Origin of the sequence: Microcoleus sp. LAD1_D5, assembly GCF_036702115.1 — a bacterium.
Lineage (GTDB): Bacteria > Cyanobacteriota > Cyanobacteriia > Cyanobacteriales > Microcoleaceae > Microcoleus.
The window spans coordinates 1-14,197 of the sequence record NZ_JAUBSA010000112.1; the positions used below are offsets into that span (position 1 = coordinate 1).

The 14,197-nt window shown below is 43.8% G+C and carries 13 protein-coding genes; 6 read left to right on the forward strand and 7 right to left on the reverse strand.

The window, feature by feature from the left end:
* Positions 1-712 precede the first annotated feature (712 nt).
* From QUA70_RS26560 to QUA70_RS26580, 5 genes are read right to left on the reverse strand one after another with little or no spacing between them, the layout of a single operon-like run.
* A complete protein-coding gene (locus QUA70_RS26560) occupies positions 713-943 on the reverse strand; it encodes a helix-turn-helix domain-containing protein (RefSeq protein ID WP_333350821.1) in 231 nt (76 codons plus the stop codon).
* Between the two features lie 24 nt (positions 944-967).
* Positions 968-3,064, reverse strand: coding sequence for a SpoIIE family protein phosphatase (locus QUA70_RS26565; protein ID WP_333350823.1), 2,097 nt, complete (start codon positions 3,062-3,064; stop codon positions 968-970).
* Entirely contained in the window at positions 3,061-4,047 is a 987-nt protein-coding gene (locus tag QUA70_RS26570; RefSeq protein WP_333350825.1) for an ABC transporter substrate-binding protein, read from the reverse strand. Before QUA70_RS26570 ends, QUA70_RS26565 begins: the two co-directional genes overlap by 4 nt.
* Entirely contained in the window at positions 4,044-5,036 is a 993-nt protein-coding gene (locus tag QUA70_RS26575) for an ABC transporter substrate-binding protein (RefSeq protein ID WP_333324086.1), read from the reverse strand. The genes QUA70_RS26570 and QUA70_RS26575 overlap by 4 nt, the downstream gene beginning before the upstream one ends.
* 5 nt (positions 5,037-5,041) lie before the next feature.
* Positions 5,042-5,287 (reverse strand): hypothetical protein, encoded by a 246-nt coding sequence (locus QUA70_RS26580; protein WP_333350826.1) that lies wholly within the window; start codon positions 5,285-5,287, stop codon positions 5,042-5,044.
* A gap of 265 nt (positions 5,288-5,552) precedes the next feature.
* Here QUA70_RS26580 and QUA70_RS26585 point away from each other — a divergent pair, with 265 nt between their 5' ends.
* The 4 genes from QUA70_RS26585 to QUA70_RS26600 all read left to right on the forward strand — a co-directional run bounded on the left by QUA70_RS26585 (position 5,553) and on the right by QUA70_RS26600 (position 10,034).
* Entirely contained in the window at positions 5,553-7,124 is a 1,572-nt protein-coding gene (locus tag QUA70_RS26585) for an NAD(P)H-quinone oxidoreductase subunit N (protein WP_333350836.1), read from the forward strand.
* A 153-nt stretch (positions 7,125-7,277) separates the two neighbouring features.
* Positions 7,278-7,877 carry a Uma2 family endonuclease gene (locus QUA70_RS26590; protein ID WP_333324082.1) on the forward strand — a complete coding sequence of 200 codons (600 nt, stop codon included), beginning with the start codon at positions 7,278-7,280 and terminating at the stop codon, positions 7,875-7,877.
* 128 nt (positions 7,878-8,005) lie between these two features.
* Positions 8,006-9,616 carry a cyclic peptide export ABC transporter gene (locus tag QUA70_RS26595; RefSeq protein ID WP_333350828.1) on the forward strand — a complete coding sequence of 537 codons (1,611 nt, stop codon included), beginning with the start codon at positions 8,006-8,008 and terminating at the stop codon, positions 9,614-9,616.
* On the forward strand, positions 9,606-10,034 hold the full coding sequence (locus tag QUA70_RS26600) for a GNAT family N-acetyltransferase (protein WP_333350830.1): 429 nt from the start codon (positions 9,606-9,608) through the stop codon (positions 10,032-10,034). The genes QUA70_RS26595 and QUA70_RS26600 overlap by 11 nt, the downstream gene beginning before the upstream one ends.
* 2 nt (positions 10,035-10,036) lie before the next feature.
* Here the strand turns inward: QUA70_RS26600 and QUA70_RS26605 are convergent, their stop codons facing one another.
* Positions 10,037-10,396 carry a Spx/MgsR family RNA polymerase-binding regulatory protein gene (locus QUA70_RS26605; RefSeq protein WP_333324076.1) on the reverse strand — a complete coding sequence of 120 codons (360 nt, stop codon included), beginning with the start codon at positions 10,394-10,396 and terminating at the stop codon, positions 10,037-10,039.
* Positions 10,397-10,495: 99 nt separating this feature from the next.
* Positions 10,496-10,939: a DUF4332 domain-containing protein gene (locus QUA70_RS26610; RefSeq protein ID WP_333350832.1), complete on the reverse strand. Its 444-nt coding sequence runs from the start codon at positions 10,937-10,939 to the stop codon at positions 10,496-10,498.
* A 395-nt stretch (positions 10,940-11,334) separates the two neighbouring features.
* Between QUA70_RS26610 and QUA70_RS26615 the strand changes: the two genes are divergently transcribed.
* Positions 11,335-12,744 (forward strand): aminopeptidase P family protein, encoded by a 1,410-nt coding sequence (locus QUA70_RS26615; protein ID WP_333350834.1) that lies wholly within the window; start codon positions 11,335-11,337, stop codon positions 12,742-12,744.
* A gap of 184 nt (positions 12,745-12,928) precedes the next feature.
* Entirely contained in the window at positions 12,929-14,128 is a 1,200-nt protein-coding gene (locus QUA70_RS26620) for an adenylate/guanylate cyclase domain-containing protein (RefSeq protein ID WP_445251679.1), read from the forward strand.
* Positions 14,129-14,197 lie beyond the last annotated feature (69 nt).

Consider the following 14,197-nt stretch of genomic DNA (forward strand, 5'->3'; position numbering starts at 1 on the left):
AGTTAATAGTTGGGATTCAATCCAGTCAAGCAAAACTTTCCATTATATCATAAAATTATTTTGCAAGAGGTCTAATATCCGCTGTTGCAGCAGATATTTATGAGGAGCCCTGCAGATCGCCTCTTTGAACAGATGACTAAATTAAAATTTACTCATGCCTAGCAATGCAGCTAAATCAGCAAGTTTGAGGTCTTGACTTAGATATTTGTTGATGTATAGTATTTATCAGCTTTGTGGGGGAACTGTCCATATAAATAATAACATGAGAAAACTCGATTTCACTTTACTTATTGGTTTGACTCCAAAAGCTGTAATCTTGTTTTTTTCAAGTGTTTTTAAGCAAATTTATTCTCGTTTCATCTTGAAACCAAGATTTGAGTTTATTTTTTTGCGGGATTTGCGGTAGTAGACTCTAACCATCAAGCTACTTTGAGGAATTTTCTCGAGCTTTTTTTATTTTCAACTCGATGTCGGCATCCTGAGCTTTTTCGTTGTTATTCACAGGCTTCGATACCTTTAATTTGGCTTTCATACGATAGTGTAATTGCTTGTGTAATGTTTGATATTTAACTGATAGGTGATAGTTATCTTCTACCCAGTGACCAATTTCTTTATAAGTCTTAAAATCACAGGACTCTTCACTTAATTTTTCTGAGATTCCGGCTACTACCGCGGAAGGAATTACTCGTGGTCTACCGATTGCTTGCCGTATTTATAACAGTTCTGACCAACCGCCAGCACTATATTGTTTTAACCATCTATGTACAGTAATTCTATGTACACCTAAACGTTCAGCTACATCTGTAAGGCTTTGACTCGCTCCTGTTTTTAACCAATAAAGTGCCTGAATTTTTTGTTTATTAGGTAGAATTCGCTGCTCGAACAGAATTATTTTTAACTCGTCTGCTGTTAAATCAATTCTTTCTTGGTAGTTTACTTTCATAAAGTATTCCTCAAACTTGGTTCTTCATTTTAGCATTTCATTGGGGGCAAGGATATTATTAACTAAATTTCCCTTTTCAGTAACGTTAGCCTGCCGCTTAAAGACTAGCAACGTAATATCATCAAACACTTTCTGCTTACCAATATGTTGCCTCACATCTACAATCACCGCATCCTTAACTTCAGCAGCAGACTTGTGCCAATTTTGACTAATTACTTCACACAGTTGCTTAATTCCATACTGCTTTTTGCCGATGTTATAGGCTTCTGGAATCCCATCAGTATAAAGCACCACGCCATCTCCAGGTTCTAGGTCAATCAGGATGTGACTGATGAAGCCTGCGATATCATCATCTAAAGCGATCGGGAAACCTAAATCCATCGTGTCGATGCGCTCAACCTCTCCATTTTTTCGCACCACTAGCGTTTCTTCATGCTGACCGCTGATGCTGATCCGTCCTTCGGAGTAGCTCAAAATCGCCAGCGTCAGACTTTTCTCAGAATTCATGCGCTGCACGTTTTTGTAGAGGGTACGGTTGAGTACATCCAGGAATCGAACGGGGTCTAGTTCACGAATCTCTTGCAGGGTGCGAACTGAGGTTTGCGCCATCAGCATCAGAATGCCACTCTCCAGGCCATGTCCGGTGACATCACCGATCGCCAGTGTGACAATACCATCTATCTGTAGCACGTCGTAGTAGTCACCTCCTACTTCATCGGCGGGTTCCATGTATCCGGCGATATCTAGTCCGTCAATTTCCAGTTCCTCAGAGTTGGGCAAAATCATTTGCTGGATCTGACGGGCCACATTCACTTCTGCACCTAAGCGGAGGTTGTCTACTTTAAGTTTTTCGTTGAGGGCAATGATTTCCTGATTAGCATTAGCGAGTTCTGCTGTTCGTTCTTTAACTTTGTCTTCGAGGGTTTCCAAGGATTCTTGGATTTGCCTCGCCATGCTGTTGAACGATCGTGCCAGCAGACCGATTTCGTCTGCAGATCGCATCTTCACACGCATATCTAAGTTACCCGCCGTAAACTGGGCAACGGCTTCGGTGAGGTAAATCACAGGCTTGGTTAATAGTTGTGCGATCGCCAAAGCGAGGATAGTTACAATTGTGGCGATGATTGCTAATAAAAGAAGTGCATCACGTATTTGTTTTTTTACAGGTGCTAGGGCAACGGCAATGGGTTGTGCGAAAAGGACTGACCAAGGTTGATATTTCAGGTGGGCGATCGCTAAGAGCCTCCACTCATTATTACCCGTAGCTGCCAATCGTGTGGTTAGATCAGGCTGTTTAGTGTCTAATGCTTGCTTGAGGTCGGGCAAATTGATTGCAAGTTCTTTCGTTAGAGTCTTAGACAAACGCCCTTCGCGTTGCAGTTTAGCTACAACATTGGGTGACAAAGGCACAATTGATTTGAAAAGGAGTTCCGGTGTAGTGCTATGTGCCAGATGAATATAGTGTTCATCTAAAAGAACTGCTAAGGATTTCGCACCTGCGCGTTCAGTTTCCCGAGTCACCAACTGCTGGACAGATGTGGCATTGTATGTCACCCGCAATACACCCAATATATTTCCCTTCGCATCGCGAACAGGACTGCTAAAAAAAAGCGTAGCGAGGTTGGGAGTTGTCGTCGATTGCCTAATACTAGAAACAAAAGGTAGTTGAGTTTTGAGCGGTTCTTGGAAGTAATCTTGACCGGATTCATCTCGTCCAACATCCGGTGTATTCGTATCGAGTACATTCCGTCCCTTTAAGTTGAGCAAGGCATAGGAGATAATATTAAGCATATCTTTGCGACTGAGGCGGCTTAAGGTTTCAGTCGCTAACATCTCTTGGGGACTACCATTTCGCCGTTCTGGAAGTAGGCCCAGATAGGCGGCCAAACCTGGTAAAATCGCTTCTACGCGCACGGCATTAAGATTCCCATCGATAAACCCATCTATTCTGTAAGCGGTTTCGTTAGCCGCCGCAGATAGGGCTTGTCGTGCGTTGTCGGTCAATGCCTTTTGAGTTGTCTGCTTGTTGATAAATGCTAACAGCAGCAACGGAATTAGAGCAACGAGGAGAAACGACACGATTAACTTTGTACGAATACTTTTGAAAAAGGATCGCTTCATGGTTTCAGACTAGGAGGGGGGGTTAAGAAAGAAGAATTGAACAAGGTTTCTAGATTGGGAAGGCGCGTCACATTGCCAGCGCGAATAAAAAAGTCCGCATATTTCTTGGCGTTTTTGTAGATATAATTAGGACTGTCTGATTGAAAGAAGTTTTGATTTTCTGCAAAGTCAGTGAGGTCTATTCCCTCGAAAGAGACTTTCTTGCTGGGAATATTCAACGCTTTGCTCGCGATCTCGTTTCCTTCCGGAATATTTGTTTCCCAATAAGACAAGGCTTGAAGCCAGCCTCGCACAAAGGCGCGAATATCTTCGGGGCGATCGCGTATCACCTCACCCCGAAACGCGACCAAATCCAAAATTAAACCTGGGGTTTGTTTGCTTGTAAACAGGATATGTGCGCCTAATTTTAATGCTTCAGAAAGATACGGTTCCCAAGTGTGCCCTGCTTGGATAGCCTTGTTTTGTAGGCGATCTGGAACTTCTAAAGCATCGACTTTAACCAGCCTAACATCATCGCTCGTCAGCTTAGAGGTTTTCAACATCTCCGTAACGAATACTTCGCTAAAGCCGCCTAGATTTGCACCAAGCTTTTTTCCTTTCAAGTTAAGAATTGTTTTAATATCCGATTGTGCGACTACCACATCTGCACCTGTCGATTCATCCACAACCATCACAGCTTGTATATCAGGATTTGTGGCACTCAAGATAATCAAATTGCCCAAGGGCAATCCGATCCCATCATACTTCCCTGCACTGAAATCCGCTTGTTGCATTGAGTAGTCTACATTGCTCAGTTCCACGTCTATCCCTTGCGCTTTGAAGAATCCTTTCTTTTGAGCAATGACGACAGGTATATAGCCAACAAAAGGGACAAAACTTACTTTCAGGGGAGGACGTTTTACTTTTAAAGGTTGCGAAGAATGACAAGCAAACAGCAGGCAGCAGGTAATAATAAAGAGGCTGTTGAAAAATGAGCGCTTCATGGTTTCAGGCTAGCAGGGGGGGTTAAGAAAGAAGAATTGAACAAGGTTTCTAGATTGGGAAGGCGCGTCACATTGCCAGCGCGAATAAAAAAGTCCGCATATTTCTTGGCGGTTTTGGAGATATAATTAGGACTGTCGGATTGAAAGAAGTTTTGATTATTTGCAAAGTCAGTAAAGTCTATTCCCTCGAAAGAGAGTTTATTGCTGGGTATATTCAGCGCTTTGCTCACGATCTTCTTTCCTTCGGGAATATTTGCTTCCCAATATGACAAGCCTTGAAGCCAGCCTCGCACAAAGGCGCGAATATCTTCAGGGCGATCGCGTATCACCTCACCCCGAAACGCGACCAAATCTAAAATTAAGCCTGGGGTTTGTTTGCTTGTAAACAGGATATGCGCCCCTAATTTTAATGCTTCAGAAAGATACGGTTCCCAAGTGTGTCCTGCTTGGATAGCATTGTTTTGTAGGCGATTGGGAACTTCTAAAGCCTCGACTTTCACCAGGCTAAGATCATCGCTCGTCAGTTTAGAGGCTTTCAACATCTCAGTAACGAAAACCTCGCTAAAGCTGCCTAGATTGGCACCCAGCTTTTTTCCTTTCAAGTTAGGGATTGTTTTAATCTCCGATTGTGCGACTACCACATCTGCACCTGTCGATTCATCCAAAACCATCACAGCTTGCATATCAGGATTGGTGGCACTCAATATCACCAAATCCCCCAAGGTCAATCCGATCCCATCATACTTCCCTGCACTGAAATCCGCGTCTTGCAATTGTGAGTAGTCTACATACCTCAGTTCCACGTCTATCCCTTGCCCTTTGAAGAATCCTTTTTCTTGAGCAATGATCAGAGGTGTATAGCTGACAAAAGGGACAAAAGATACTTTTAGGGGAGGACGTTTTACTTTTAAAGGTTGCGAAGAATGACAAGCAAACAGCAGCCAACAGGTAATAATAAATATACAGATGTAATTGAGTAGTTTAGACATACTAGCTAGAGCATTCCTGGTGTAGAAAAGGCGACTGATATTTTCTGGAACCCGATCGACCTAAGTGCATCCTCCGCAATCGCCGCTAAACCTGTTCCGGCGGCGATATCTAGAACAAGCTTGCCCGATCGCACTTTGGCCAATTCTACTAACCGAGTTGCAGCCTGTTTGTGAAATTCATTCTCGTAGTCGGGGCGGTTGTTGAAGCCCTTGGAAGTCTGCCGTTTGTAGGCACTTAGCGAGTCAGTCATGCCGAATTACTGGTTGAACTTTCTACATTGTGGCAGTTATGGTCGATCGCGACTCTCGTCCGAGGTGACATCACTCAGCAATCTCTACAATGCCCGCAAATGTATGCAAAATCGCTACCGAGTATCAACTCTCCGGCAACAAACACCCGCCCAAGTGGGATCGCGAAGCTGTAATCCGCTACAATCTGTGTTTGGTAAAGAATTTTTACAAGTTCACAGCCCATTACAGCCTTTGCGGCTTGTACTACCCAACCTGCCTGAAAATATGGATTTTGCTACTCTTGCTGCCCAGCTAAATGCTGGAACTATCTTGCCAGAGGGAATTGTCATCCTCACCCTCTTGGTGGTTCTCGTCGGCGATTTAATCGTAGGCCGCAGTTCCTCGGGTTGGACTCCCTACGTTGCCGTTGCGGGTTTGTTGGCCGCCGTCGCTGCCTTGTGTTTGCAGTGGGATAACACGGATACCATCTCGTTTCTAGGCGGTTTTAACAGCGATGCCTTGAGTTTAGTGTTTCGCGGAATTATCGCTTTGAGTACGGCTGTCACTATTTTGATCTCCGTCCGCTATGTACTGCAAACGGGTACTGCTTTAGCGGAATTTATCGGCATTTTGCTGACCGCTACTTTGGGGGCAATGTTCCTCAGCGGCGCTGATGAATTGGTGATGATTTTTATTTCATTGGAAACTCTGAGTATCTCGTCTTATTTGCTGACGGGTTACACAAAACGCGACCCGCGTTCCAATGAAGCTGCTTTGAAATATTTGTTAATTGGGTCGTCTTCTTCGGCAGTGTTTCTCTACGGGCTTTCGCTGCTGTACGGGTTGTCTGGCGGCGAAACTAAGCTGAGTGCGATCGCGGCTAACCTTTCTACTGTGAATGAAGGTCAATCTCTCGGTTTGGTGATTGCTTTGGTTTTTGCGATCGCCGGAATCGCCTTCAAAATCTCTGCGGTTCCCTTCCACCAATGGACTCCTGACGTTTACGAAGGTTCTCCTACACCCGTTGTTGCCTTCCTTTCTGTCGGTTCCAAAGCAGCAGGTTTTGCCCTAGCAATCCGCTTGTTAACAACTGCTTTCCCCGTACTTATCGAACAGTGGCAGTTCGTGTTCACTGCCTTAGCCATTCTCAGCATGGTGTTGGGAAATGTGGTTGCCCTCGCCCAGACTAGCATGAAGCGGCTTTTGGCTTATTCGTCGATCGCCCAAGCCGGTTTTGTGATGCTGGGTTTGATTGCAGGAACAGAAGCCGGTTACTCCAGCATGATATTTTATCTGTTGGTTTACCTGTTCATGAACTTGGGTGCTTTCGCCTGCATCATCCTGTTCTCGCTGCGGACTGGAACCGACCAAATTAGCGAATACTCCGGTTTGTACCAAAAAGACCCGCTGTTAACTTTAGCCTTAAGTATTTGCCTGCTTTCTCTCGGTGGAATTCCGCCCCTGGCTGGATTTTTCGGCAAAATCTATCTGTTCTGGGCCGGCTGGCAAGCAGGACTTTACGGCTTAGTTATTCTGGGATTAATTACCAGCGTAGTTTCGATTTACTACTACATCCGCGTTGTCAAGATGATGGTAGTAAAAGAACCTCAAGAAATGTCAGACGCGGTAAAAAATTATCCCGAAATTCGCTGGAACCTTCAGGGAATGCGACCTTTGCAAGTCAGCGTTGTACTCACTTTGGTTGCGACAACATTGGCGGGAATTTTGTCGAACCCTTTGTTTAATTTGGCTAATGATGCTATTACCAAAACTCCCATGTTGCAGTCGGCATTGAGTCAGGTGCAACCTGTGGTGGGTGCGAAAATTGAATCGAATTTGGTGTCTCGCCGGGATTAATTTTTCCTGGTTTTGAAATAGTGGAAAACGCCTAACTCTGTGAAGTTGGGCGTTTCTTTTTTGTTGTGATATACTGTTAATTAGGATTTTTAACCGCCGATGTAGGCAGATTAACGCAGATTAAGGCAGATAAAAGTTAGTACAGAGGCAACAATGTTAGTACAAAGTAAGGAAAAGTTTTATACTCCAGATGAGTACCGGGACTTAGAGGAAACTGCTGAGTTTAGAAATGAATACCGCGATGGAGAAATTGTACAAATGACGGGTGGTAGTATTAATCACAGCCAGATCATCGGTAATATTTATGCGTTCTTAAAATCTGCTTTGCGGGGAAAGAATGCCAGACCATTTATGAGCGATTTGCGGTTGTGGATTCCTCGGTATCGACGCGGGACTTATCCAGATGTGATGGTAGTTGAAGGAGAATTAGTTTGCACAGAGGGACGGAAAGATGAAATACTCAATCCTGTGCTGATTGTGGAAGTGCTTTCTAAGTCTACCAAGGATTTCGATCGGGAGGATAAGTTTCGGTTTTATAGATCTATCCCCGAATTCCGTGAATATGTGTTAGTCAATCAATCTGAGTTTTTAGTCGCACAATATATTAAAACCGAATCAAATGAATGGTTGTTTCGGGAATATGAGGGAGAATCAGCAATAGTTTCCTTCGCTTCAGTGGAAGTGCAAATGTCGATGCTGGATATTTATGAGCTGGTCGTATTTGAAACCCAGGAAACGGAAGTACCAGAATAAAATTAATGCTATAGATTCCCGCCTTGGGAATCCAATTTATTCAGTAGTAATTGAGGTGGCAAACAAGAAGTCGGGGAGCGGATTGGTTAGCGCCAGAGTTTCAAAAATTAAATTAGGAGTACCATTAGATGAATGTAATTTGGTTACTTTTAAAGGCTTCTTGGTTAAATGTTTCCATCGCCATACTCACAGGCTTAATTAGTGGCGGTTGCAGCGCTATGTTAATTGCTCTAATCAACCGCGCCATCAGCGACAATTCAAATCAGAATTTAGTCTGGTATTTTGCCGGATTAGCAGTTTTGGCTCTCCTCGCCGGAGTCATATCGCAATTTTTGTTAATCTACCTTTCTCAAGAAGCGGTTTATAATTTGCGTCTGAGTTTGAGTCGCGGGATTTTGTCTACTCCTTTGCGGAATTTGGAAGAGTTGGGCGCTAATCGCTTGCTGGCAACTCTCACCGATGATGTGGGAACGCTTTCTAATACTATATTTTTGATTCCTTTTCTCTGTGTTGATATCGCCGTTGTGGTCGGCTGCTTAACTTATTTAAGCACGATTTCGGGTACAGTTTTTGTTGTTGTATTTAGTTTTTTGGTGCTGACGATTGGCACGGTGCAGTTGTTGCTCACTAAAATGCGGAAATTCTTCGATTTAGCCAGAGAAGAACAAGATATATTGTTTAAGCATTTTCGCAGTATTACTGATGGAATTAAGGAACTAAAACTCCATTCCTTGCGCCGCCAAGAGTTTTTTACGGAACAATTGCAGGTGAGTGCTGATGCTTCCCGCGATTATAACGTGACTGCTTTGAATACTGGTGCAGTTGCGATGGGAGTTGGGCAGTTGCTGTTTTTTATGCTGATGGGTTTGTTGTTATTTGTCTTACCCAAATTTGTGCCGGTTTCTACTCCGGTTTTGTCAGCTTACATTCTGACAAGTACCTATTTGATGTCTCCGTTTAACAATATTTTGCAAAGGTTGCCGGCGATTTTTCGGGCTAATACTTCTGTGGAAAAGATAGAGAGGATGGGATTGGCTTTGGCAAGTCAAGCTGAGATAAATTCAACGGTTAAACCGTTTCAAAATGCTCAGTGGGATACGCTGGAGTTAAATCGAATAATTCACAGCTATCCCGGAGAAAAAGAAGACAGCAATTTTATTTTGGGCGAGCTTAATTTGAAGTTTCATCCGGGTCAATTGGTGTTTATAATTGGCGGTAACGGCAGCGGAAAGTCTACTTTAGCTAAGTTAATCACTGGTTTGTACATTCCTGAATTGGGAGAAATTCTCCTAGATGGCCAGCCAATTACTGATGAGAATCGTGAGTGGTACAGGCAGAATTTTTCGGCGATTTTTTCGGATTTCTATCTGTTTGAAAGGCTTTTGGGGATGACTAATCACGATTTGGACAAGCAGGCTGCTGAATATTTGCGAGAGTTTCATTTGGAAAATAAAGTTCAGGTGAAAGATGGAGTTTTGTCAACTACGGCTTTGTCTCAGGGACAGCGAAAGCGGCTGGCTTTGCTGACGGCGTATTTGGAAGATAGACCGATTTATTTGTTTGATGAATGGGCTTCGGATCAAGACCCGTTTTTCCGGGATATTTTTTACAAGCAGTTGCTACCGGAGTTGAAGCGGCGGGGGAAAACGGTGTTTGTGATTAGTCACGACGATCGCTATTTTGATATTGCCGATCGCGCAATTAAACTAGATTACGGTAAAGTTGAGTATGACCGATAAAATGGATAAGTACCGAATTGTCGAAACTTTGACCGAAAGCCAGGTTTCCGACTTGATGGAGTTGTACAAAAACGAGTTTTGGAGCGACAAGCGGACGCGGGAAGATGTGGTGAAAATGCTGGCGGCGACTGATGTTATCATTGGTTTTGTCGATGAGAGCGATCGGCTAATTGCTTTTAGCCGCGTCATTACCGATTTCGTATACAGAGCCATGATTTTTGATGTCATTATCAAGCCGACACACAGAAAGATGGGACTGGGTGCGAAGTTGATGGATGCAGTTTTAAATCATCCCAAATTGCAAGCTGTCGAGAACTTGGCTCTTAACTGTTTGCCGAACATGATGCCGTTTTACGAGCGTTGGGGTTTCACAGATGATGTGGGCGAGATGAAGTTTATGCGGCGAACAACAGGCTGAACTCAGCCCCTTGAAAGCCCCAATTTTTCTCGAATTACATCTTCTTTGAAACCTACTAAAACAGCCGTTCCATCTTTAACGAAAAGAGGACGTTTCACCAGCATAGCATCCTTAGCAAAAGCCTCTACCCACTGTTCGCTCGTCCAATTATTCTTGTCCTCGCCCAAAGCCCGGTAAGATTGACCGGAAGTATTTCGCATGGGTTGAAAGCCCAAAGCAGCTACCCAGCTTTGAATTTTTTCGCGAGTCGGTGGCTGTTCTTTTGTGTTAATGAACTCGTAATTAACCTCGCTATCTTTGAGCCACTGGAAAGCTTTTTTGCAGGTGCCGCAATTCGGGATTCCGTAAACTTGAATTGACATAATATTGTTGAGTGTTGACTGTTGACTGTTGGCTGTTGACTGGTGACAGGAAAGCTAATAACAACTGACAAGCAATAACTACTAACTAATGACTAATGACTAATGACTACTGACTAATCTAGCTTGTTGAACCCATTTTTGCACGCGATCGACTGAAGGAGTCAAGTCATTGCGCTGCATTGTCGCTACGTGGAGCCTTAAAACTTGTTGGTGCAATCTCTCCACGGGCATTTGAGCCAATTGAGCCGGAGAAGCAACGCCGGCGTGAAGTAACAGCCCGCAATACTGACAGCCTACACTCGGAATTCCAGCCAAATTTGCCATCGCTACCCATTTATTAACATATTGAATGTTAACCTGTAATTGATGCGCTAGCAACATTTTCGCAGCCGGTGTTTTCGTCATGCGAATTAGTTGTCCGGTTGTGGTGATGCTGCACTCTTCCAGTTGAGATTGGTTTTCCTTGCTCAATCCCGGTAAGTGTGCGATCGGCCAATCGCGTACTTGCGCTGAAGTTTGAGGAGCTTTGTGAGAAATTTTCATGTTTTTTCAGTGAACTTTACTTATACTTTAAAGTCTAAAATATCAAACAGTCAATAGAGGCGATCGCCTATCTCACAAAATTAACAAAAACCAGACAAACGAATTTGACTAATTGCGGGTGTGGTGACATTTCTGCTAATTGCCTGCGGACTAACACTTTTAGCATTTTTTTTACCAGTCGGGCAGGGTTCTTGCTTAACAAAATCATGCCGGCGATGACGACAAATACGATAAAAAAGACCGCCCTAAAAATGATAGCAAAAAAGAAGCTTACGATTACACTTTCCGGCAAAATTGCTGCCTAGTTGGCAGTCAGGACTTTAGTGCTTTAATGCCGAGAATGCAAAAACTTCCACCTTAGTACAAACCCCACTCAAAATTATCGGTTTTTACCCATGACAATTACACGAGGTTATGATTTGTTAACTAATACTTTACAGCAACGGCGGCAAAAACTGGCACGTTTAATTAATTTTCCGGTAATTCTCTGGTCGGGGTGCCGAATTCCTCGCAATTATCCGGCACTTACTTATCCATTTCGCGCCAGTAGTCACTTTCTATATTTTGCTGGTTTGCCCTTAGAAAATGCTGCCATTCGCTTAGAATCGGGAAAATTAGAATTGTTCTTAGATGATGCACCTGCTAGCAGCACGCTTTGGCACGGAGAAATGCCGAAAAGAGCAGAAATTGCCGAACTAATTGGCGCTGATGCTGCTTTCCCAATGGCCGAATTGAAAGGCCGAGCGACAAATGCAGCAACCATCGCCGTTCAGGATTCTTGGACTCAGTTGCAACAGTCCCAAATTCTCGTAGCTTGCGGGGCGGGACGCCATCGCCCTCTGGCACCGCCCAACTCGCCAACCGGAATCGACCTAGAATTAACCAAGGCGATCGTATCTCTGCGCCTGAGCCACGATGCAGGCAGTTTGGCCGAATTGCGTCAAGCTGCGGCTGTCACCGTAGAAGCTCACAAAGCGGGAATGGCGGCAACTCGAAATGCTCAAATTGAAGCAGGGGTGCGCGCTGCAATGGAAAGTGTCATCATCTCAGAAAACATGACCTATGCCTATCCCAGTATAGTTACAGTACATGGCGAAGTTCTGCACAGTGAACATTATCACAATTCCCTACAAACCGGAGATTTGCTGTTAGCAGATCTCGGTGCGGAAACATCAACGGGATGGGCGGCCGATGTGACTCGCACTTGGCCGGTTTCTGGCAAGTTTTCTCCGACTCAAAGAGCGATTTATGATGTAGTTTTGGCAGCGCACGATGCTTGTATTGATAAAATTAGTCTGGGCGTGGAATATCAAGATATTCATCTGTTAGCTGCTAGAATTATGGCGGAAGGATTAGTAGATTTGGGCATCTTGCGAGGCAATGTTGAAGATTTGGTAGAAATGGACGCTCACGCGCTATTTTTTGTACACGGTATCGGACATCTAATTGGTTTGGATGTTCACGATATGGAAGATTTAGGAGATTTGGCTGGCTATGAAGAAGGAAGAACCAGAAGCAGTCGGTTTGGCTTGGGATTTTTGCGACTGAATCGAGTTTTGCGTCCGGGAATGCTGGTATCGATAGAACCGGGATTTTATCAAGTTCCGGCAATCTTAAATAACCCAGAAAATCGTGCCAAATATGAAGATTTTGTTAAGTGGGACGAGTTGGAAAAATTCGCTGATGTGCGGGGAATACGCATAGAAGATGATATACTTGTCACCGAAGATGGTAGAGAAGTATTGACAGGGAAATTGCCGACAAAATCTCCGGAGATTGAGGAGCTAGTTGCGGTAAATACGTAAGTAAAGCCCACTTCTGGGGGACATAGGTAGTTTCATCAGGTATGAAAAAAGATCAATAAAAATGAATAAAGGTTGGCAAACAAGTCTTTTGATATTAGTTAAAAAAGTGGTCTCCCAAGTCAGAAAATTCGCAGCACTAATACTTCCACGCATTGTTCGTAAACCTATATCCTCGCGGCCTCCGATGCAAGCTGCACCTTTGCCCCGCAACGAAGAAGAGAGGCTAGAAGCACTTCACCGCTACGACATTCTAGATACAGAGGCCGAAGCAGCTTTTGATGATCTAACAGCTTTAGCCTCCTATATTTGCGGCACTCCTATTGCTTTAGTAAGCTTAATAGATTCTAACCGACAGTGGTTTAAATCAAAAGCCGGTCTGGAAGTGCCAGAAACTCCGAGAGAGTCAGCTTTTTGCGCCCACGCTATTTTAAATCCCAACGAATTGCTAGTTGTACCCAATGCTCTAGATGACGATCGCTTTGTCGGCAATCCGCTAGTAACTTCCGATCCAAATATTCGGTTTTATGCTGGAGCACCGCTAGTAACTCCTGACGGTTATCCGATCGGCACTTTGTGCGCGATAGATACAGTTCCTCGTAATCTCACCCCACAACAGCTAGAAGCGCTGCGGACTTTAGGGCGGCAAATTATTCACCAAATGGAGTTGCGAATAAATCTGACTAAATTAAAGCGCGCACAGATCAAGAACAAACAAGTAGAAGAAAAACTCCGTTCTACAGACGAGCAAATTGTCAATTTTTTAGAAGGAATGAGCGATGCTTTTTTTGCTTTCGACACCCAGTGGCGATTTACTTACGTTAATTACAAAGGAGCGCAATTTTTGAATCGCTCGCAAGAAGAACTTTATGGTAAAATTTTTTGGGAAGAGTTTCCCGAATTCGTAAATTCTGATTTTTATAAAGAGTATCATGAAGCTGTAGCCAAACAAATTGGAGTGGCTTTTGAAAAATATTATCGTCCCTTAAAAGTGTGGTTGGAAGTCCGGGTTTTTCCTTCTCACGACGGCATTTCTGTGTTTTTTCATGACATAACTAAGCGCAGGGAGATGGAATCTGCACTCAGGAAAGAACAGAAAAAAACTGAAAGTTTACTGCTAAATATTTTGCCGGAACCGATCGCCCACAGGTTGAAGTACCAACCGGGGGTGATTGCAGACAAGTTTGAAAAAGCAACAATTCTTTTTGCAGACTTGGTGAATTTTACCCAAATTTCTACTACCATGTCCGCCACTAAATTAGTGTACTTACTGAATGAAATTTTCTCAGCTTTTGACCAACTGAGTGACAAGCACGGCTTAGAAAAAATCAAGACGATCGGGGATGCTTACATGGTAGCAGCCGGTATTCCCATTGAACCAGGGTAAGAGCATCTCAATCATGCTTGACAAAAGCACTTGAGAATTTGCATCATATAGTCATTGTTCATCGCAGCC